Source organism: Burkholderia pulmonis (assembly GCF_984667975.1).
Map to the genome: position 1 here is coordinate 2,025,786 of NZ_OZ480186.1, position 20,453 is coordinate 2,046,238.

Consider the following 20,453-nt stretch of genomic DNA (forward strand, 5'->3'; position numbering starts at 1 on the left):
CGTTCGGGCCATCGGCGCCGCGTCAGCATCCGCCCGGGTGCGCGGCCGGGCCCGCATCGTGCTATGTTTTTATTATCGGCACCGGCCCGTTGCGGCCGGCGCCGCCCGGAATCGACGCATCTCGTGAGCGCTGCCATGTCCGACGCACCCCATACCCTCGGCTCGCAAGACCGCCTGGAGCTGCTTTGCTGGCTCACCTGCGGCAATCTCGGCGCGTTTTACCTCAACGAATCGTGGCCGGACGCCATGTTCCAGGTCCAGGCCGCGCACCGCTGGCTCGACCGCCATCACCGCCAGGCCGACTGGCTCACGGTCGCGAAGCTCGCAGCGCTCGCGCAGGACATCGCGAAGCGGCATGCGGGGTTCGTCGACGCGTCGTGGGCGCGCGACGCGGTCGAGGAAATCGTCGATACCGACGATCTCGACTATCGGGCGAAACTCGTGCAATGGGTGTACGAAGACTGCTGCAAGGCGCTCGCGGACAAGCGGCTGGCCGATTGAACCGCGTGAGCGCCGCCTGCGCACGGGTCGCGGCATCGCGCGGCGCGGCGGTCTTGTCGCCGAAACGAACGTAACGGCAGGAATGGATGCCGGGGGCAGTGCACGCGCGCCGCCCCCGGTGCCGGCACGCGCAACGCGTGCCGCAGCGCTTACAGCAGCGACTTCGCCTGCGTGAGCACCTTGTCGCAGATCTGCTTGGTCATCTGCTGCTTCAGGCCGCCGCCGCTCAGATCGAGCTTGCTGCCGTTGCCGGCGTCGAGGATCCCGCTCGCGCCGCTCGTATAACCGCTGTCGGACGACGCATTGCCGCCGAGCTTGCCCATCAGCGCGTCCTTCACCGACGACGCGCCGCCGCCGGACGCCCCGCCGAGATAGTTGTTCTGGATGCAGAACTGCAGCAGGCCCGCGACGTTGCCGGTGCTGCCCGGCATCAGCGACGAACCGCCGCCGCCCGACAGCGCGCCGCCGAGGCCGCCGAGGTTGCCGAGCGCCCCGCCCGCGCTGCCGCCCGAATCACCACCGCCGCCGCCGACCTGTTTCAGGACATCGCCAAGCTGCGCATGGGCCACCGAAAACGGTGCGAGCAATCCGATCAGCGCGCCGGCAACGGTCGCGCGGTATAGACGTGCATTCATGTGAAGCCTCCCGGTTGTGACTGCGTGAGTACCGCGAATTACTGCGAATCGAATCCAAGGATACTCAATCAACCGCGGCATGACACCCCTCGGGTGCGGCATGAAACGTCAGGCATCGTGATATCGCGGTGATTTGACAATGCTTGACGGGCGATCCCGTCCGTGTCGCCGGGCACGCACGAAGCGTCATAGAATCGTCGTCGCCGGCCGTTCGTCCGCTCCGGCCCGACATCAACCCCGAACACGAAGGACATCCGCGTGGCGCTCGCTTATCGATTCCTGCTGATCGCCGGCGCATCGGCCGCGCTGATTGCCGGCTCCGGTGTCGCCGGTGCGGCGCCCGCAGCAACGGCGGCGGCTTGCGCATCGCCAGCGTTCGACCGCCATCCGGCACCGGCCGCCAGCGCGCCGCGCACGCCGGCTGCGTCGCCCCGGCTGACCAGCAAGGAAGCGCGCCTGTACCGCACCGTCATTCGCGATGCATTCGCGCAACCGGCCAATTTTGCCGGTCACTATCGCGTCGCGATCTGGGGTTGCGGAACGGATTGCCGGAATTTCGCGATCGTCGACAAGAACTCGGGCGCGACTTACACGATGCCGGGCGTGAAGGCGATTTCGGGTGTGATGGGCAACGACGACGAGCGCGTCGATTTTCGCGCCGACAGTTCGCTGCTGATCGTCGCGGGCTGCTTCAACGACGAGTGCGACGACAACAACGCGAAGGCGGCCCGCTTCTTCTACGAATGGACCGGCACGCGGCTGCACCCGATCGGCACGTGCCCGCTGGCGATCGCCCCCGTCGAATAGGCGGCCGGTTCGCACCGCGCACGCGATGACGATTCCCCCGGCGGCACGCGGCGCAGGCCACGACGAAGACGACGTTCGAACCGATCGACGCCCGAGCGCACGCAGTTTCGCTTAACCATGACCGTGTCATGCACGGCACGGCCGCGTTCGTGTTTCGGCTCCTTCGTTCGCATCCTCCCGTTTCCGCGCGCCGGCGCGTCCTATGCTGCACGGATGCCAATTGCTTTTGACGGAGCTCACGATGCGGACGACACGAACAGCAGGAAGCGGATCGGCCTCGAACGCGAGTTCGAGTTCGAGCGAATCCGACGTTGATTCGAACCTGTCGACCCAGGCCCAACTGGGTGAACGGGCGACGTTTGCCGATCATCGCTTCGACGCGCTGAACCGTCCGCCGAGCACGCGACAGGCAATCGAACAGCACGGCTATGAGCGCACCCTCGCCGGACTCGATGCGCTGCGTGCCGACACCGACAGTACCAAGCTCGCGGACAAGGCGTTCGTGGCCAAGTTCGCGATGAAGCATCTTTACTCCGCGGGCCTGAAACCCAAGCTCGGCGGCAGCCTCGCCAGCCACCTGCGGGGCGTGCCGAAGGAGCCGAAGGACGTCGACATCGAAATGCAATCGGCCGAAGAACTCGACGCCGCATTCGAGCGCCTGTCCGGCCGCTTCCTCTACGAGGGCGAATCGCTCAGGGTGCATGCGCACCGGGACGATTTCGAAAAAGGCGTGGGCGCCCTGCTCGACGTCAAGCTGGAGCGATCGGACAACCGCAAGTCTTCGACGCACGTCGGCATCGATCTCGTCAACGAGAACATACCGGCGTTCAACCGCGAGGTGGTCGCCCCCGAACGGACCGGCAGCCCCGCCGTCGGCACGGCCGACACCTTCCGCCTGGTCGTCAACGCCATCGATCGCCGCCTGAACAAGCCGACCACCTCGGCAGCCAAACGCGACGCATCCACCGTCCATCACCTGCTGAAGAACAAGGGCTACCGCGTGTCCGACGAATCGCACTGGCAGGCGATCCACGACGAGGTCGCGTCAAAGGTACGGGATCCTCGCGATGTGGCCGTCTACATGAACGAATTGCACGCGATGCTGACGGAATACGCCGACGAGCGCGGCAGCCGCTCGAAGCATCACAAGACGCGCAAGAAGAAAGACGACGGCTGCACGACGATGTAACGCGCGGCGAGCCGGCGCGGAAAAACACCGCATCGCATGTGAGTGCAGGCTGCCGGCTCGCCCGAACGCGTTGCCCGCGGTGACGGGCCGCATGCACGCGTGCCGTCCCGACGGTCGCGGCCGGACAGCCCGTCGACGGATTGCGCTATCGTTCGGGTTTCACTCACACGGCGCGCCCCACCCGCGATGTCCATCCGCCTCAGTTTCGACGACGGCCCGGGCCCGTCGACGCCGGCCTTGCTCGACGTGCTGCACGCCGCGTCGTGCCCGGCGACCTTCTTCCTGCTCGGCAAGCACCTGACGGTGACACTCGACGTCGCAGCGAGAATGGCGCGCGAAGGTCATCTGCTTGGCAATCACACGCATTCGCACGCGAGGCCGGGCGTACTGGCGGATCACGAACTGATCGGGGAAATCGAAGCAACCGACGCGCTGATTCGCGACGCGTATCGCCTGGCCGGCAGGCCCGCGCCGGACGACATCCCGCTGCGCCTGCCTTACGGGCTGCAGCCGGAAGACCAGCGCGCCGGCATCCTTGCGCACCTGCAACGCGAACACACCGGCTGGACCGCCATACTGGACGACTGGCAACGGCCCGCGCCGTCACCCCGGGCGCTGTGCGACGCGATGCGCGCGCACGTCGCCGACAGTGCCGCACGACATCAGGACGTCCTGTTCTGCATGCACGACGGATCGCGCCATGGCGAAGCACGGCCCAACACGGTCGAAGCCGTCCGCCTGTTCCTGAATCGGCAAAACTGACGCGACAGCCGCCTAGCTGCCGGGCACCGCTCCGTCCAGCAACTGGCGCCAGCCGCCGAGGAACCCGATGCCGGGCCCCGGCATCCACAGCCCGCGCTGTGCAGCTTCGAGATGGATCAGCGTCTGGTCCGCGCAGAACAGCATCGTCAGCGCGTCGCGGTTGTCGTGCATCCAGTCCGGCGCGGCGTCGGGCCGCGTCGCCGCGTAGGCGTCGAGGCCGGCTTCCCATCGCTGCCCGTCGAACACGAAGCGATCGTCCCTGCCCGCATCGCGCGACAGCGCAAACAACGCAAAGGCCGCCTCGAGCCATTGCGCGCCCTGCCCCACGTCGTCGAAATCCAGCACGCCGTTCACCGTGTTGCCCACATACAGCAGGTTGCCCGCGTGATAGTCGCCGTGCAGCCAATGCACCGGCCCCGTCAGCCACGGCGCGGCCGCGTCGAGATGCATGCCGATCCGCCGGATCACCGTGTCGTAGTCGCTACCCGAATCGCCTGGCAACGACGGCATCGCCCGCGACGCGACGCGTGCATGACGCGCCGACAACCACGCCATCGGCGCAGATTCGCTCACGGGTACGGCCGCCAGCGCCGCATGCAGATGCGCCAGCGTGCGCATCGCGTCGATCGCGCCTGCCTGCGCATCGTCAGGCAGGCCGGGACGGCCGTCGATATGCTCGAACAGATGCAACCAGCGCCCATCGGGAAGCTGCACGCCGGATTGCGCATCTGCGGTCGGCCGCAGACGCGGCAGCGCGGGCAGCATCGACGCGGTGCGCGGATCGCCGAGACGACCGAGTATCGATGCCTCGCAATGCACCTGCGCGGCCGGCTTGCCCGACCACGACACGCGCAGCACCGTACGCCCCGCCTCGCATTCGACGAGATACGTTTTGTTAGTATGGCCCGACGCCAGCGCCTGCACGCGCGCCGGCCCGATGTTCCAGTACCGGTGAAGCCACGGTTCCAGCGTTTTCACGTCACTCCTACTCGTTGCATTGACCATGTCAAAGCGTCCTTCGGCCCGCATGCGGGACATCAACATCGAATGGCTGACGCGCGCGGCCGAATTCGATCATCTGTTCCAGACGCGCTGGCTCGGCGAGCGCTTCTTCCATCTGCCCGGCGACATGCTCGCGCTCCAGGAACTGATCTGGCGCGAGCGCCCCGACTGCATCGTGCAGACCGGCATCGCGGCCGGCGGCGGCGTCGTATTCTCCGCGTCGATGCTGGAACTGGCGGGCAACGACGGCCGCGTCGTCGCGGTCGAACCGCGCCTGCGCGACGACGTCCGGCAGCGCCTGCAATCGCACCGGCTCGCCCACCGCATGACGCTGATCGAAGGCGAATCGTGTGCGGCCGACACGCTCGCGTCGGTGCGCGCGCAGATCGGCGACGGCGCGCGCGTGCTGGCGATCCTCGACCTCACGCATACCCACGCGCATGTGCTGCGCGAACTCGAATGCTATGCCCCGCTCGTGACGCCCGGCAGCTACGCGATCGTGATGGATACCATCATGGAGTATCTGCCCGAGTCGATGTTCGACGGCAAGCCGTACGGCCGGGGCAACAACCCGGCCACCGCCGCCCATGCCTTTCTTGCCCGCGACGACCGCTTCGAAGTCGATCACGACATCGAGGATCGCGTGCTCATGACGCTGTCGCCAGGCGGCTTCCTGAAGCGAGTGCGCTGATCAGCCGGGCGGCCTGCGCCGAGCCGTCCTGCGCGTAGCTGTCGCGGATCCGCGCTGCGTGCTCGCGCAGCGAACCGGGGCGCAGCAGCCGTTCGAGCGCGCCGGCAATATCCGCGACGCCGGCCTGCTGCAGATCGAGCACGCACCCCGCGCCGGCCCGCTCGACGAAGTGCGCCGAATGAAACTGGTCATTGCAGAACGGCGACAGCAGCATCGGCACGCCGCACGCGAGCGACTCCATCACCGAATTCGCGCCGCCGTGGCTGACGAACGCGTGCGTGCGCCGCAGCAGCGCCAGTTGCGGCGCATAGCGCACCGCGATCACGCGCTCGTCAGCAGCCGGCAGCAGATCCGAATCGACCAGTTCGCCGACCGACAGCACCAGTTGCGCCGACGTCGCGCGCGTCGCGTCGATCACCTTCGCGAACACGTCCGGGTGGTAGTAAAGCTGGCTGCCGAGCGACATGTAGACGAGCGGGCGATCCGCGTCGAGCCGCTCCCACGGGAACGCCGTCTCGTCGCCGCGCGGGCCCGACGGCATCGCGGGGCCGACCAGCTCGACCCCGGGCGGCGGCGTGCCGACCAGCGCGTCGGTCGTGAACGCGAGCGTCAGGTGCGGCGACAGCACGTCGCAACCGCGAAAGCGTGCATCGAGCCCGTAGCGCGCGAACAGGTTCGCGCGTTCCGGCGCGAGCCATCGCACCGTGCGCAACAGTTCCGAATCGAGATCGTCCGGCAGCACCGGATTCAGCGAATTGGACATCGACACCCACGGCAGCCCTTCCAGCTCGGCGGCAATCGCCGCCGCATAGAGCAGCGGATCGATCACGACCACGTCGGGCCGCCATTCGCGCAGTACCGTGCGAATGCCGTCCACCTGCGACGGCGCAAGGTCGATCAGCAGCGTGCGGATCCAGTGCCGCAGCCAGTCGGCGTCGCGAATGTTCGCGGCGAAGCTCGCGCCGCGCGACAGGTCGTGGCGTTCGGGCGTCTCGCGCGGGCCGACGAACGCGAAATCGCCGGCGCCATCGAGCTGGGCGCTGATGTCGGCCGGCGCATAGAACGCGACGTCGCAGCCGGCCGCGCGCAGGTGCTGCGCCGGGCCGATGCACGGATTGACGTGGCCCTTCTCGGGCACCACGCAGAACAGGATGCGTTTCATGAATGGCTCAGGTCGGGCGATGCGCGGCATCGAGATGAAGGTGTTCGAGATGATCGAGGATCAGGGTCAGCGTCGTCCACAGCACGCGTTCGGTATCGGCCTGCAGCGCGGGAACGGCCACGCCGAGCGTGCCGGCCAGCGCATGCGTGCGATCGCGATCGAGCAGCCACGCGAGATCCATTGCCGGCGCGAGCCGCCCGCGCTTGGGGCCGTGCACGAGACGGTCCGGCAGGTTCAGGCGTGCACCGAGATCGCGCAGGCACTGCTTGTCCGGGTCGGGCGCGATGCTCGTCAGATGCGCGACGACGGCCGCATCGACGAACGGCGGATGCAGGTCGACCGATGCTTCGTCGAACAGTGCATGGCACAACGGCAGATAGTTGGCCGACTGGTCGCGGCGCAATACCTGATCCGCGCCGTCGCCGGTAATCGCCACCTCGATCCCGTCCGCCGCCATTGCCTCGGCCAGCAGCAGCTTCGCGACGGGATGCAGGTTGAACATCGGCTCCTCGACCGCATAGGTCGTCCTTGGCAGCGCCGCGACGAAATCCGCCTCGTTCGCGCGCACGATCTTCACGTTCGCCTGCATCTGCGTGGCGAGTTCGAGCGCCGCGTCGAGTTCGCAATAATCGGGCATGTCGGTCGCGAGGATGTAGGCCGTCACGTGCGGCAGTGCGCCGAGCTCGCGCAGCAACGCGAGCAGCAGCGCCGAATCGAGCCCGCCGCTCAGCGCCAGCGCGACCCGCTTGCCGCTGTCGAGCGCGCGTTGCAGCGACGCGCGCAGCACGGTGTCCAGATCGGCATGTTGCGGCCGTTCGGGCGCCGGCTGCACCGCCAGGCCACGCGGCGAACGGATCAGTGCGTGACCGGGCGGCACCGCCAGCACGTCGCGCAGCACGGTGCGGCCGACGACGCGTTCGCCGCTCAGGTAGCCCGCGATGGCGGCCGGGTCCGGCGCGCCGGCCGGCTGCCCCGACGCGTGCACCACGGCACGGATGCCGGACGCCCACGCGCCGCTGCGCGGATGGTAGTGCAGCCGATCGAAACCGAACGGGTCGCGCGTGCCGACGATCATGGATAACGGGCCTTCAAGGTGTCCACTTCAATGCGTTTCAGGATGCGGTGCGGTGCCACCGGCGCGCTGCCGCCCTGGCAATGCAGGCACGCTTCGAGCGGCGTCTCGCGCTGCAGATAGGCGAGCATCGCGTCGAGCATGCCCGCGTCGTCGCGCAGCGGCAGGCCGTCGGTCTGAAAATCTTTCTCGCCCTTGTAGAGCGTATGGAAATGCGCGGGACGCGTGCACGTGTAGAACATGCCGTCGCGAATCATATGGCAGCGCTCGCGGATCCAGCAATCGTGATAGAGACGTTGCGCTTCGTCGCGATCCGTGCCGGGCTGTGCGCGGTTCATCGTCGTGAATACGTCCTGCACCTTCCAGTTCAGGCGCACGTCGAAACGTGCGGCCTGGCGCTCGACATGCGCGACCAGGTCGGGCGAAAGCGCCGGCTTCGGATAGCGCGAGATCGTCAGCGCATCCACCGCCTGCCAGAATGCGTCCGGCATCTCGCCGAGCTTCAGGCCGTTCGTCGTGACGGAGATCACGGGCGCGATGCCCGTTCCGCGCACGCGTTCGATGAGTTCGACGAGCGCAGGATGCAACAGCGGTTCGCCGCCGACCAGCTTGAACATCCGCGGGCTCAACACCTTCGCGGCCTTGCGCAGATCGGCTTCGATCGATTCGGGGCTCGCGTGCCACTCGGGCAAGAGCGGCGACAGCGAGCAGCATTCCGCGCAGGTCAGGTTGCAGTGATCGACGATATGCGCTTCCAGCGAGCGGGTCCGGATACGACCGTTTTCGACGCGGTAGTCGCGATCGAGCGGCGGTGGAAACACATGCTGCCGCTCGCCGGACGGCGACGGATTCGGAGTCTCGTTCGGATTCGCACTCACTTCAGCTTCCTGCTTCCACGCAACGTGAAAAGAAATCGACCAGACGATCGCGCGCGTCCACCATCGCGGACGCCATCGTCACCGCACCGCTCAGATGCGACGCGAAGCGCGACGGATCGTCAAGCCAGCCTTGCACGACCCACAACTTGAGCGCGTGCTGCAGGCACGCGGCATCGACAGCCCAGGCGATGTGTGCGGCATTGACCGGCCGCACCCGACCGTACGCGCGCACGAACGCTGCGGCCAGCTGCGGCGCTTCCAGCGGCAAATGATTCAGGCACCGTACCAGCTCGTATTCGCGCGGCGCGCCGATCGACGCTTCCCAGTCCAGGATCAGCGGCGGCAGCGTGTCCGTGAACAGATAGTTGAACTGGTTGTAGTCGTTGTGGATCGGGTGCTGCGGATCGCCAACGGGAAACGCTTCGATGCTGCCGGGATAGTAGCGGTCGAGCATGCGCTGCGCGAGGTCGACGTAACGGCGCAGGTTCGCGGCGCTGTCGATCGTGCGTGCGCGATTCAGCGCATCGAGCAAACTGCGCCGCACCGCATCGGCATCGATCGCTGTCAGCCGCGCACGGATCGTATCGAGCGACGGCAAATGCAGATGTTCGAGACTCAGGTGCAACGTGGCCAGACTGGCGCCGAGCGCATCCCATTCGGCCGGTGAAAACGTGTCGTAGGTTTTGAACTGCCCGGCTTCCCAGCGCGTCAGCATCGCGTGCGAACCTGGGTTCGTCCACAGCGATTCGCCGGACGTCGTGCGCGCCAGCTTCTGAACCCGGAAACGGCTGTCGCCATGCGTTTCCAGATGCGCGAGGACGCGGGCTTCCCTGGCCGCGCGCGCATGGTGTTCGGATGCGTAGAGCTTGACTGCCACACCATCGCCGCTGTCGGCCGGCAGATGCCACACGCGCTCGCTGACCCGGCGCGGCACACCACTGCGGCCCAGCGCATAGGCCGCGCGAATTTCGTCGAAGGTGACGGCGAGAGTGTCCATTCAGATGTGCTCGGCCGGCCCGTGACGATACGAATGACCGGTCAGGAACGTGTTGTGCCCGACATAGCGCAGCTTGTACATCGCCGGCCGGAACAGCACCGAAGGATCGTTGTTGGCGATGCCGAGCAGCGGGTACAGGTCCTGTCGCACGAAGAACGCGTTGTTGCCCATGTCGTCGCAGCAGACGAGTTCATACCCCTTCTGGCGGCCGAGATGCACGAGCGATTCGAGGCTCGCGCCGTAATAGGTCGAGCCGTCCCATTCGTGATCCGGGTTGAAGCACATGACCCAGCGCTCGGGCGGCGTGTAGTACGGGTTGTATTCGATCACGACGATGCGCGGCTGGAATGCCTGCAGCCCGCGCCACACCCAGTAATCGTTGCCGTCGATGTCGATCGACAGCAGGTCGAAGTCGGTCGGCGTGTTCGCTTCGGCGAGCAGTTCGTCGATCGTGTCGGGCTGGATGCGGTCGTGGTGCAGACGGACGCGCTCGGTACCTGCGTAATGCGCGGCAAGCTTGCCGAACCGGTATGCGCTGCGTTCCACCAGTACGCCGGCCCAATCCTGTTCGCGGAGCAGCCGCGCGGTATTGCTGTTGCGCAGGCCGTCGCTCGCGCCGATATCGACGCAGAAGCGGTTGGTCGGCGCGATCCGCTCCATCAGGCGCGCGAGGATGCCTTCCTCGGTGCCCTGCGCATACAGGCTTGGCGCAAGGCCGGACAGGTCGAGCGGGAGAGGATGGTCCGGCATCGAGGGGCAGCTCCGGGGCAAATGGGGAATGATGATTGGCGTTCGGTGGGTAATTTACCCGAAGTCGATTGACGGGAGGGAACGGGAATGCGCGACGTTGCCGGACTTCGCTGCAAGCGGAAATGAAAAAGCCCGCATCAACATTGCTGTCGATGCGGGCCTGATACGGTTCTGGCGGCTCGCTAGGGGTGCCCGGCACATCTTGCCGAATGATGTCGCCCACGAATAGCTGAGGTATTGAAGAGCAATGTAGGTCATGAACTGGACACTACCTCTGCTGTCTCGCATATCCCTGACAGCTCATGTCCGAAAGGGAACGATTTTGGACAACTCCCTCAATGTCCATTCGCATAGGACAGCAAGCCCGTAATCGCAAAGGCGCAATATCCGCCCCAGAGAGCTAGTGCCCATTTTTTCGAGAATCCTGCGGCAGCGAGTCTGTAGCTTGCGTTGGTGATAACTATCCAAATCAAGCCAAATGAAATGAACCCGAGCATTGCGCCGCTTACGAAGTTCACAAACCCACGGAAAGAGTTGAGTGCTGCATGTTTGGTAAGCCACGCACCAGCCGCACCTACGGCCGCTGCGGTAATCACATTCCGAAAGTGTTCGAAGATTGCCTTCGTGGCTTCGTTGTCACGGGCATATCGGTCGAGATGGTGGAACGCCATAGTCTTTTGATTAGTTCATATGGGGTTTAGCCATCATACGTCGTTCTACGCTGGAGAAACGCATGTACCCGCGTCAGGAATCACGCGCGCTATCTGACGCGCATCATGGCGGCGCGCTCGCGAGAATCGGGAGGGTCACCGGGGGGAATTTCGCGGCGGGACTTTATCAGACACCCTCTGACATTTTTCCGGCCAACATTTGAGACCGCTCGGCCGCAACTGCCCAGCCCAAGCTAACCCTTGTTGCTTGCGTCTTGTTTTGCCATCGCCACGCGGAAGCCAATCACACCGTATGGCCCAAACCCATCAAGCGTGATACATGCAACATCGCTGAGCATCGCCACGTGCCGCGCAAATGCCTCAACCACCGAGGATACGGAGTTTTCGTCAATATCAGGGGCGAATGGTAATCGCTTGATGGCGATAGCTAACGGTGCCACGTCGATTGGCGCAATGTTTTCATGCAAGTTGTGCGCAATGCGATTCCTCACATTCCCCAGCACCTTCAACGCAGAAATCATCTCCGGAAGGTGTGGATGAAGTGATGGCTCCAATAATTTAATTTTCTTCTCAAATGACAGCCGAAGCTCAGAAAACGGGAGTCCGGGATAGCTCTTTTCAAGCAATCCATCAATGAAATGCTCAGCAACTAAATGTGCCGAAACAACATGAGCCAGCCTTTTGTTTTGGGAATACGGCAACGCATCGTAACGCTTCCGAAACTCAATATACTGAGGATCGTCAAGTGGATCATCGTTATTCATATGGATTCTCCAGATATGTCATCAGAATTCAATACTTCACTTCCTCAACACTCAACAAATCATTTTCGCGACCGAGATTCAAGAGTAGCCAAGAGAAACAGCGCCACCGACCCAGCGAGATTCACAGCAAGTTCCGCATGCCTCGGGGCAGGTTTCACCGCAACCTTTCCCTTCCCGTGAGAATCGCCTAGGCGATTGCGAACAGCACCGAGTCCCTCCACAACGGATGTACACCCACCAAGAATCTGTTTGAAGACGGGTTCCGTATGCTGACTAGGCGAGAGATTAAGAGCTTTTGCCGTCAGCCCATATAGCTTGTTGAGTTCTGGCGTCTCAGGATACTCCGTAGCCGTCTCATCAAGAATATGCTTACATACGCTCTCCAGGAGAGTCCGAGCACTTGTAATAGCCCCTTCTGGGTCCGTCTCGCGCCGTTCTAGTGCTTTAGTCCAAACGTTCTTTATGTACTGCGCATCAAACTTGTCAATTGCAGCAAATACGATTAGATCGGCTGGCGCGTTGCCGCCTGCCTCCAGGTAATCCAGTAGCGGTCGAAATTCATCCCAAATATATGTTCGACGCTCTTGGTACGTCGGAAACTTATGCTTTATGAACTGCCAAAATTCGCCGGTAGAGCGACATGTTTTGACGAATCGAGGGACCAAATGGGCTAGGCCCGGTCGTTCCAGCAGATATGTCCGTTCGGACCTGTAGTCTGGGTCTCGTCCGACACCACCGGTGGCGACATTGATAAGATGATTTTGTAGTCCTTCGATCGCATCGAATGCTTCGTCGCTCACACCCGCTCCTTGGTTAGTTCTTATGTTTCGTGGATGTTCAACTGTACTCGAAATAGTACTACTCGATGAAAGCGCACAAGCTCAAAAAAGAAGGGCCCACACCGACAAACAGCCGATGTGGGCCCTTCATATTTATACCAGTACGCCCTAAGCGCTCAGCGGTGAGTTTCTAGTGTGCGGTAGAGGCCTTGTCCCAACGGGACAATTCCGTGGGACAATCCGGGACACATGAACGGTGGTCTTGGGACAAACGGGAGATTTTTACTCCTGCCCCTGACTCGTCAGGAACTCCTCGTAATTGCCGCCGAAGTCGAACAAGTGACCGTCCGTCTTCACTTCGATGATCCGGTTCGCCAGCCCGCTCACGAATTCGCGGTCATGCGACACGAAGATCAGCGTGCCTTCGAACTGCTCGAGCGCGATCTGCAGCGACTCGATCGACTCCATGTCCATGTGGTTGGTCGGCTCGTCCATCAGCAGCACGTTGTGGCGGCCGAGCATCAGCTTGCCCCAGATCATGCGGCCCTTCTCGCCGCCCGACAGCACCTTCACCGACTTCTTGATGTCGTCCGACGAGAACAGCAGGCGGCCCAGCGTGCCGCGCACCATCGTTTCGTCGTCGCCGTCCTTGCGGTACTGGTCGATCCAGTCCATCAGCGTGATGTCTTTCGGGAACTCCTCGTACGTGTCCTGCGGCATGTAGCCGACATTCGCGTTCTCGGACCACTTCACCGTGCCGTGCTCCAGCGCCAGCGCGCCGAGCAGCGAGCGCAGCAGCGTCGTCTTGCCTGCACCGTTCTCGCCGATGATCGCAATGCGTTCACCCGGCTGCACCGACAGGTTGAAGTTCTGGAAGATCGTGCGCTCGTACTTCTTCGTGATGTCCTCGGCAACCACCGCGACGTTGTGCAGCTTCTTCTCGAACTCGAAGCGGATGAACGGGTTCTGTCGCGACGACGGCTTGAATTCCTCGATCTTGATCTTGTCGATCTGCTTCGCACGGCTGGTTGCCTGGCGGGCCTTCGACTTGTTCGCCGAGAAGCGGCGCACGAAGTCCTGCAGTTCGGCCACGCGCTCCTTCGCACGCGTATTCGCCGCGGCCTGACGCTCGCGCGCCTGCGCCGATGCGAGCATGTAGTCGTCGTAGTTGCCCGGCCAGACCTTCAGCGTACCGAAGTCCATGTCGGCCATGTGCGTACACACCGAGTTCAGGAAGTGACGATCGTGCGAAATGATGATCATCGTCGAGTTGTACTCGTTGAGCGTCTGCTCGAGCCAACGAATCGAGTTGATGTCGAGGTTGTTGGTCGGTTCGTCGAGCAGCAGCACGTCCGGCTTCGAGAACAGCGCCTGCGCGAGCAGCACGCGCAGCTTCCAGCCCGGCGCAACGTCGCTCATCGTGCCGGTGTGGAATTTCTCCTCGATACCGATGCCCAGCAGCAGCGCGCCCGCGCGCGCCTCGGCATCGTAGCCGCCGTATTCGGCGAACTTGCCTTCGAGCTCGGCCGCGTGCATGTAGTCGTCGTCGGTGGCTTCCGGGTTCGCGTAGATCGCGTCACGCTCGGTCATGGCGGCCCACATTTCGGTGTGGCCCATCATCACGACGTCGAGCACGCGCACGTCTTCGTATGCGAACTGGTCCTGGCGCAGCTTGCCCAGGCGGACGTTCGGCTCCAGCGCGACGTTGCCGGCGCTCGGCTCGAGGTCGCTGCCGAGGATCTTCATGAACGTCGACTTGCCACAGCCGTTTGCGCCGATCAGACCGTAGCGGTTGCCCTCGCCGAATTTGACCGAGATATTCTCGAACAGGGGCTTTGGCCCGAATTGCATCGTGATGTTGGCAGTAGAAAGCACGGCAGGTCCCGTTAAGAGAGAAATCGACGGAAAACCGTGTATTTTAGCAGGTGTCGGAGAAACTGCCGACCGCACCGCCCGGACACCGTATTCCAGGCCATCCGGCCCTCCGCCCGGCGGCCCGCCAACACGACGGCAAGCGCCCCACCGCCGCCCACCGGAATCCTGCATGACTGCCAGCCAGCTTCGCGAACAACTCGTCGGCGCATGGCGCCTCGTGTCCTACGAAGTCCGCCCGCGCGACGGCAGCGCGGTCGCCTATCCGCTCGGCCGCGACGCGCGCGGCTGGATCCTCTATACGCCGGACGGCTACATGTCGGCCCAGCTGATGGCCGCCGGCCGGCCGCCCTACGCGGACGGCGACCTGCACCGTGGTACCGACGCAGAATGCGCGACCGCCGCCCGCGGCTACATCGCCTACTCCGGCCCTTTCAAGGTGGCGGACGACGGCACGCTGACCCACGAAATGGACGTCAGCCTGTTCCCGAACTGGATCGGCAACGTCCAGCAGCGGATCGCCGTGCTCGACGGCGATCGCCTGCAGCTCGGCCCCGCCGCCCCGGTGCGGATCGGCGGCCGGGAAGTCGAAGCCGTGCTGCTCTGGGCGCGCGCGGGCCGCTGACGCGCCCGCCGACGCGCGTTACTTGCCGGCCTTCGCGGCCGCCTTTTGCGCGGCCTTCGCGTTGATCTGCCCGAACAGCTCCGAGCACGGCACGTCGCGGTTGTTGCTCGGCGCGATCAGCGGGATCAGCGCCGCGAACGGGTTGATCAGCCCGAGCCCGATCATTGCGCCGGCACGCAGCGCAAGTGCGCCCGCATCGACGCCGACCTTCGGATCCTTGAACGTGCCCTTCGCATACAGCGGCGAGCGCAGCGAGAAGATCCGGAAACCCTTCGTATGCGGATGGATCTTCAGGTCGAGCGATTCGTCGCGCAGGTTGATCGGGCCGTCGACGTTGATCAGCGCGTCGTCGGTATCGAGCGCGAACACCTTCGGATCGAGCATGCCGTTGGTCGCGACGAAGTCGATCGCCGCGCAGTTGATCTTCACGTCGTTGTTGCCGAACAGCTTCTCGTAGACCACGTTGGCCACGTTCAGCCCGGCCGCCTCCATCAGCAGGCGGCTGATGCGGCCATCCGTCACGAGCGCCTTCACTTCACCGGTCGACGTCGCGGCAAGCGCGGCCGGCGAGTTGCCGGTGGCCGACAGCGATGCGTCGCCGTTGATTTCGCCGAGCGCCGACTGCATGACCTTCTGCGTCGGGAACAGCTGCTTGAGCTTCAGGTGCCGCGCGGCCACCGTGAAGCGGCCCTTCAGCGGCGCGCCGCTGCCGTCGAGATGCGCGGTCGTCGCGAGCGTGCCGCCCGCCACGCCGAACTGCAGCGGCTCGAGCGACAGCACGCCGTCCTGCATCACGATGTGCGTGTACAGGTTCGTGATCGGCAGGCTCGAGCTCTTGACCAGCTTGCGGCCCGTGAACTTGACGTCCGCGTCGAGCGCACGCCAGCGGTCGGTCCGGAACGTCTCGACCGGCAGCACGCGGCCCGCCGGCTGACGCGTCGTGTCGCCGCGCTTGGCCTTGCTCGCGGCCGTGTCCGCACCGATCACCGGTGCGAGATCGGAGAACTGCAGCAGGTTCGACACGAGTTCGCCGGACAGCTTCGGCCGCGGCTCGCGCTGCGCGTAGGTGAGCGTGCCGCCGAGATCGCTGCCGCCGACACGGCCGTTGAAGTTTTCGTAGCGGAACGTGCTCGCGTGCGGCTTGAAGTTGCCGATCAATCGCCCCTCGGTCGCGTAAGGCGGCGTATCGGGCAGCGTGATGCCGGTGAGCTGGTAAAGATGCGACATCGACGTGCCCTGCAGCCACAGCCGCAGGTCGATCGCCGCGAGATGCGTCGGATCGGTCAGCGTGCCGACGATCGCGAGCCGCGTGTCGCCGGCCTTCACGTCGGCCTGCAGCGGAAACGGCCGCGACGCATCCTGGATCGCGAGCACGCCGCCGAGCTTGCCGGTCCCGTTGATCGGCACGTTCTTGTAGCGGCCGTCGACCTTCAGCCCGAACGCATAGGTCGGGCCGGACGGCTTCGCGGGCGCGGCAGCCCCGCTTGCGCCGGATACGGCGGCAGCCGTCGATGCGGAAGCCGCCGAAGAAGCGGACGCACCGGACCCACCGGAATCCGCCGAAGCAACCGAAGCCGCAGCCGACGCGCCCGAGGACGCCGCCGCACTCGCCGCCGATGCACTCGACGCGGCTTCCGCATTGGCCTTCGCGCTCAACTGCGCGGCGCCGCGCTTGCCGACACGCTGCGCCGATGCCGCGCGCGACGTCTGCTCCTGCTCCTTCAGCACGTCGCCGAGCGGAATCGGCTGCCCGAGCGTATCGATCGCGACGGTCAGGTCGGCCTTCGTGATTGCGTCGCGATACGTGACGGTACCCTTCGCGAAGCCGAAGCTGTCGAGCCGCACCTTCCACGGCGACGGCTGCGACGATTGCTTGAACTGGAAGGTCCACGTGTTGCTGCCGTCGGCGAGCCGCTCGAGATCGACGGCCGGATTCACGACGTCGATCGACGGGATCACGATTTCATGCGCGAGCAACGGCAGGATCGCGAGATCGAAGTGCGCGGCATCGAGCGTGACGAACTTGGGCGTCTTCGCCCAGTCGGGGTTGCCGATCTCCAGCTGCGTGGCCGAAAAGCTCGGCCAGGGTACCCATGCGCGCCAGCCGGTCTCGCCGTCGGGGCGACGCCAGCCGACCTTGAGATCGCCGTTGATCGCGAACGGGCGGCCGAGTGCGGCACTCACCTGTTCGTTGACCCACGGCTTCGCGCGGTTCCAGTCGAACGTGAAGAGAAAGACGCCGGCCGCCGCGATAAGTACCGCGACGATACCGACGATCCATGCAGCCGATTTGCCGATGGCTCGGGTTAGCGTCATGGCGGTTCCGTTGTTGTTCTGAAGTGTTGCCGCACCATGCCGGGCCGCTTGCGTGGACGAACGGCGCACGACACCCGCGGCTTTTCAATCGGTATTATGACGCACGCCGTGGTGACGTTTCGGCGCCATTAACGCTTTTTTTCATTTGTGACATGACAGCCCCCACCGGCCTCATCGATGCGCAGCGCATTACACGGCGCGACGCCAGCAGCGGCAAGACGCTGCTGGCGCCGACCGACTTCAGCCTCGCAGCGGGATCGCGAATTGCTATCACCGGGCCGTCCGGATCGGGCAAGAGCGTGCTGCTGCGTACGCTCGCGCTGCTCGATCCGCTCGACGGCGGCCACATCCTGTGGCATGGCAGCCGGATCCGGCGCAGTGCGATCCCGCACTACCGGCGCAGCGTCGCGTACGTCCGCCAGCGTCCGGCGCAGATGGACGGCACCGTCGAATCGCAACTGCGCTACCCGTATTCGCTCGCGATCTATCGCGACGTCGCGTTCGATCGCGCACGCGCCGAAGCGCTCGCCGCGCAGGCCGGCCGCGGCCCCGACTTTCTCGACAAGCGCGCGAGCGACCTGTCCGGCGGCGAAGCGCAGATCGCCGCGCTGCTGCGCGTGCTGCAGCTCGATCCCGACGTGCTGCTGCTCGACGAGCCGACCTCCGCGCTCGACCCCGAATCGGCGCGCGCGATCGAAGCGCTCGTCGGTGCGTGGTTCGATGCGGCACCCGACGCACGCGCATACATGTGGATCTCGCACGATCCGGCCCAGGCCGCGCGCATCGGCACGATGCGGCTCGTGATGCAGGCCGGTGTCATGCACGTCGCGAAACCGACGGAGGCTGCGCAATGAGCCCGGCACTGCAGGACCTGAGCCTCATCGACGTCGGCATCGCCGCCGCGCTCGTCGCCGTCAACGGCGCGATCTCGGCGGCACTGTCGCTCGGCCTCGGTCGCAAGCTTGCGCTCGCATCCGTGCGCACCGTCGTGCAGTTGCTCGCGATCGGCTACGTGCTCGGCTGGGTGTTCGGCCATCCGCACTGGTACGTCGTGCTGCCGCTCACCGCGCTGATGACGCTGATCGCCGGCTTCGCCGGTGCTGGCCGCGGCAAACGCACGTACCGCGGCCAGCGCATCGACAGCATCGCGTCGATCTGGTTCAGCAGCTGGTTCGTCGCGGCGGTCGGGCTGTTCGTCGTGATCCGCATCCATCCGTGGTACGCGCCGCAATACGCGATCCCGATCCTCGGGATGATTCTCGGCAATACGCTGACGGGCGTGTCGCTCGGCGTCGAACGGATGATGGAAGAACTGACGGCGCGTCGCGATCGTGTCGAGACCGCGCTCGCGCTCGGCGCGACACGCTGGGAAGCCGCGCAGGACGCCGCGCGCCAGGCCGTGCGCGCGGGCATGCTGCCGACGTTGAACCAGATGGCCGTCGTCGGCGTCGTGAGCCTGCCGGGGATGATGACGGGCCAGGTGCTGGCCGGCCAGTCGCCGCTGCAGGCCGTGCGCTACCAGATCGTGATCATGTTCCTGATCGCCGCGGCATCCGCGCTCGGCACCGTCGGCGCGGTATTGATGACCTATCGGCGGTTGTTCTCGGCCGACCACCGCTTTCTCGCGTCACGGCTCGAAGAGCGCGCGCACTGACACGCGGAAGCGGCACGCGGTGCGCGTGTCAGCGCGCGCTGTGTCGCTTGCCGAGCGCCTGCCGCAACGCAGCCGCGATGTCGGCATCGGGTGCGAGACCGTCGACCGACGCGACGAGCCGCACCGCGCGCGGCGTCGTCACATAGGCCTGTGCGCCGACATAGCCGCCGCTGCCGGCCGAGCGCGTCGTCACGACGAGTGCCTGCGGCATGCGTGCGCCGAGGTCGGCCGTGTACGCATCGGAGATCGTGCCGTCGCGCGCATGCAGCGTGCCCGTCACGTAGTCGTCGGTATCGAAGCCCGGCGCGGCATGCGCGGTCGAATAGACGCGCACCGCGTAGCTGCCGGTCGAGCACGGCTCGAGTGCGCCGCTCGATACGACCGCCACCTGCTGCCGCGACGGTAGTTCCACTTTCTTCACGAAACTGCAATCGTCGGCCGCATGGGCATGCGCGGCGACGAAAGCAACGACGGGCAGCAACATACGCATTCGGCGTTTCATCGGGGTGCCGTGACGGAAGGAAAAGAACGGGAAAAGGATGCGGGCAGGCATGACGTGATCTGCACGACGTCACGCACCGCTGCCGCGAAGGGGTAGCCGGAAGACATCACAACGGCGGCACGATCCACACGTGCCGCCTGAATCCGTTGCGCGCGCACCGGACGAAACGCCGGCCCGCGCGCGCCACTCAATGCTTGATCGACACCGTCACCTTCGTGCCGTCGCTCATCGTCACGACCTTCGAGCCGCCGTTGGTCGGAATCGACACCCACTTCACCTGGCTCACCGACACGACGTCCGGGCACTGCAGCGACTTGCCGCCGGCCGTCACACTGCGCGTACCCTTCGGCGCGGCCGCCTGGAAGCTCATCTGCACGTTGGCGACACCCTTCGCATCGACCGACGGGGCGAGCCGCACCTGGGTCTGGCGCACCATCGCACCGTTCTCGTCGCGCGGCAGGCTGTCCGCGTTCGGACAACCGTCCGGCATCGCGACCGCACCGCTCGGCGGCACCGACTTCCAGTTGAAATCGTCCGTCTCGCCCGAGCGGATCTTGCGGGTCTCCTGCGTGTTGCCAAAGGTCTTCGAATCGACCTTGACGGTGTATTCGAGCTGTCCGGTACCGCCGCCCTTCAGGCTGCCCTTGACCGGCGGCGCCGCGAATACGCTCGCGCTGACGCACGCCGCCACAAGCACGACCGACCACGATGCGGCGACTGACAAGCTGCGCTGGCTCATGCTGACCTCCTTGTAATGCGGCGGCACGCGCGTGCCGCGCGGTTTTCGATGCATGATGCGCTGCCAGTCTACCGCCAAGCGGGAC

At 65.1% G+C, this 20,453-nt stretch carries 22 protein-coding genes; 8 read left to right on the plus strand and 14 right to left on the minus strand.

Translation table 11 applies throughout. The annotated features are described in order from the left end of the window. The first annotated feature begins 135 nt into the window (after nt 1–135). Nucleotides 136–501 (plus strand): hypothetical protein, encoded by a 366-nt coding sequence (locus AC5LXK_RS09340; protein WP_493388601.1) that lies wholly within the window; start codon nt 136–138, stop codon nt 499–501. Between the two features lie 149 nt (nt 502–650). Here the strand turns inward: AC5LXK_RS09340 and AC5LXK_RS09345 are convergent, their stop codons facing one another. After that, a complete protein-coding gene (locus tag AC5LXK_RS09345) occupies nt 651–1,136 on the minus strand; it encodes a YjjA family protein (protein WP_493388602.1) in 486 nt (161 codons plus the stop codon). 258 nt (nt 1,137–1,394) lie between these two features. Between AC5LXK_RS09345 and AC5LXK_RS09350 the strand changes: the two genes are divergently transcribed. The 3 genes from AC5LXK_RS09350 (at nt 1,395) to AC5LXK_RS09360 (ending at nt 3,894) form a co-directional block, all read left to right on the plus strand. Further along, nucleotides 1,395–1,943: a hypothetical protein gene (locus tag AC5LXK_RS09350; protein ID WP_493388603.1), complete on the plus strand. Its 549-nt coding sequence runs from the start codon at nt 1,395–1,397 to the stop codon at nt 1,941–1,943. A gap of 202 nt (nt 1,944–2,145) precedes the next feature. Further along, nucleotides 2,146–3,132 (plus strand): hypothetical protein, encoded by a 987-nt coding sequence (locus AC5LXK_RS09355; protein WP_493388604.1) that lies wholly within the window; start codon nt 2,146–2,148, stop codon nt 3,130–3,132. Between the two features lie 186 nt (nt 3,133–3,318). Continuing rightward, the gene (locus AC5LXK_RS09360) at nt 3,319–3,894 is read left to right on the plus strand and encodes a polysaccharide deacetylase family protein (protein ID WP_493388605.1); all 576 of its coding nucleotides are present in this window, start codon (nt 3,319–3,321) and stop codon (nt 3,892–3,894) included. A 12-nt stretch (nt 3,895–3,906) separates the two neighbouring features. On the opposite strand, the gene AC5LXK_RS09365 is transcribed toward AC5LXK_RS09360, so the two are convergent. Further along, nucleotides 3,907–4,872, minus strand: a complete 966-nt coding sequence (locus AC5LXK_RS09365) for a phosphotransferase (RefSeq protein ID WP_493388606.1) — start codon at nt 4,870–4,872, stop codon at nt 3,907–3,909. Between the two features lie 25 nt (nt 4,873–4,897). On the opposite strand from AC5LXK_RS09365, the gene AC5LXK_RS09370 reads away from it, so the two are divergent. After that, nucleotides 4,898–5,587 carry a cephalosporin hydroxylase family protein gene (locus AC5LXK_RS09370; RefSeq protein WP_493388607.1) on the plus strand — a complete coding sequence of 230 codons (690 nt, stop codon included), beginning with the start codon at nt 4,898–4,900 and terminating at the stop codon, nt 5,585–5,587. On the opposite strand, the gene AC5LXK_RS09375 is transcribed toward AC5LXK_RS09370, so the two are convergent. From AC5LXK_RS09375 to AC5LXK_RS09415, 9 genes are all read right to left on the minus strand, one after another. Beyond that, nucleotides 5,544–6,749: a glycosyltransferase gene (locus tag AC5LXK_RS09375; RefSeq protein WP_493388608.1), complete on the minus strand. Its 1,206-nt coding sequence runs from the start codon at nt 6,747–6,749 to the stop codon at nt 5,544–5,546. The genes AC5LXK_RS09370 and AC5LXK_RS09375 overlap by 44 nt on opposite strands. A gap of 7 nt (nt 6,750–6,756) precedes the next feature. Next, nucleotides 6,757–7,824 carry an asparagine synthase-related protein gene (locus AC5LXK_RS09380; protein WP_493388609.1) on the minus strand — a complete coding sequence of 356 codons (1,068 nt, stop codon included), beginning with the start codon at nt 7,822–7,824 and terminating at the stop codon, nt 6,757–6,759. Beyond that, nucleotides 7,821–8,699, minus strand: coding sequence for a 4Fe-4S cluster-binding domain-containing protein (locus tag AC5LXK_RS09385; RefSeq protein ID WP_493388610.1), 879 nt, complete (start codon nt 8,697–8,699; stop codon nt 7,821–7,823). Before AC5LXK_RS09385 ends, AC5LXK_RS09380 begins: the two co-directional genes overlap by 4 nt. Nucleotide 8,700: 1 nt before the next feature. Next, the gene (locus tag AC5LXK_RS09390; protein WP_493388611.1) at nt 8,701–9,696 is read right to left on the minus strand and encodes a phosphotransferase enzyme family protein; all 996 of its coding nucleotides are present in this window, start codon (nt 9,694–9,696) and stop codon (nt 8,701–8,703) included. Then, complete coding sequence (locus tag AC5LXK_RS09395) at nt 9,697–10,446, minus strand: FkbM family methyltransferase (protein WP_493388612.1); 750 nt, start codon at nt 10,444–10,446, stop codon at nt 9,697–9,699. Nucleotides 10,447–10,781: 335 nt separating this feature from the next. Further along, a complete protein-coding gene (locus AC5LXK_RS09400) occupies nt 10,782–11,117 on the minus strand; it encodes a hypothetical protein (protein ID WP_493388613.1) in 336 nt (111 codons plus the stop codon). A 233-nt stretch (nt 11,118–11,350) separates the two neighbouring features. Next, nucleotides 11,351–11,881 (minus strand): hypothetical protein, encoded by a 531-nt coding sequence (locus AC5LXK_RS09405; protein WP_493388614.1) that lies wholly within the window; start codon nt 11,879–11,881, stop codon nt 11,351–11,353. Nucleotides 11,882–11,940: 59 nt separating this feature from the next. Next, nucleotides 11,941–12,681: an abortive infection family protein gene (locus AC5LXK_RS09410; RefSeq protein ID WP_493388615.1), complete on the minus strand. Its 741-nt coding sequence runs from the start codon at nt 12,679–12,681 to the stop codon at nt 11,941–11,943. 261 nt (nt 12,682–12,942) lie between these two features. Then, nucleotides 12,943–14,535, minus strand: coding sequence for an ABC-F family ATPase (locus AC5LXK_RS09415; protein ID WP_376712924.1), 1,593 nt, complete (start codon nt 14,533–14,535; stop codon nt 12,943–12,945). A gap of 169 nt (nt 14,536–14,704) precedes the next feature. Between AC5LXK_RS09415 and AC5LXK_RS09420 the strand changes: the two genes are divergently transcribed. Further along, nucleotides 14,705–15,157: a lipocalin-like domain-containing protein gene (locus AC5LXK_RS09420; RefSeq protein ID WP_493388616.1), complete on the plus strand. Its 453-nt coding sequence runs from the start codon at nt 14,705–14,707 to the stop codon at nt 15,155–15,157. An 18-nt stretch (nt 15,158–15,175) separates the two neighbouring features. On the opposite strand, the gene AC5LXK_RS09425 is transcribed toward AC5LXK_RS09420, so the two are convergent. Then, entirely contained in the window at nt 15,176–17,473 is a 2,298-nt protein-coding gene (locus AC5LXK_RS09425; protein WP_493388617.1) for an AsmA family protein, read from the minus strand. Between the two features lie 152 nt (nt 17,474–17,625). Here AC5LXK_RS09425 and AC5LXK_RS09430 point away from each other — a divergent pair, with 152 nt between their 5' ends. Both AC5LXK_RS09430 and AC5LXK_RS09435 read left to right on the plus strand, forming a co-directional pair. Beyond that, complete coding sequence (locus AC5LXK_RS09430) at nt 17,626–18,327, plus strand: ABC transporter ATP-binding protein (protein ID WP_493388618.1); 702 nt, start codon at nt 17,626–17,628, stop codon at nt 18,325–18,327. After that, on the plus strand, nt 18,324–19,127 hold the full coding sequence (locus AC5LXK_RS09435; RefSeq protein ID WP_493388619.1) for an ABC transporter permease: 804 nt from the start codon (nt 18,324–18,326) through the stop codon (nt 19,125–19,127). Before AC5LXK_RS09430 ends, AC5LXK_RS09435 begins: the two co-directional genes overlap by 4 nt. A gap of 28 nt (nt 19,128–19,155) precedes the next feature. Here the strand turns inward: AC5LXK_RS09435 and AC5LXK_RS09440 are convergent, their stop codons facing one another. After that, on the minus strand, nt 19,156–19,629 hold the full coding sequence (locus tag AC5LXK_RS09440; protein WP_493388620.1) for a PliI family lysozyme inhibitor of I-type lysozyme: 474 nt from the start codon (nt 19,627–19,629) through the stop codon (nt 19,156–19,158). 187 nt (nt 19,630–19,816) lie between these two features. After that, entirely contained in the window at nt 19,817–20,422 is a 606-nt protein-coding gene (locus AC5LXK_RS09445; RefSeq protein ID WP_493388621.1) for a DUF6013 family protein, read from the minus strand. Nucleotides 20,423–20,453 lie beyond the last annotated feature (31 nt).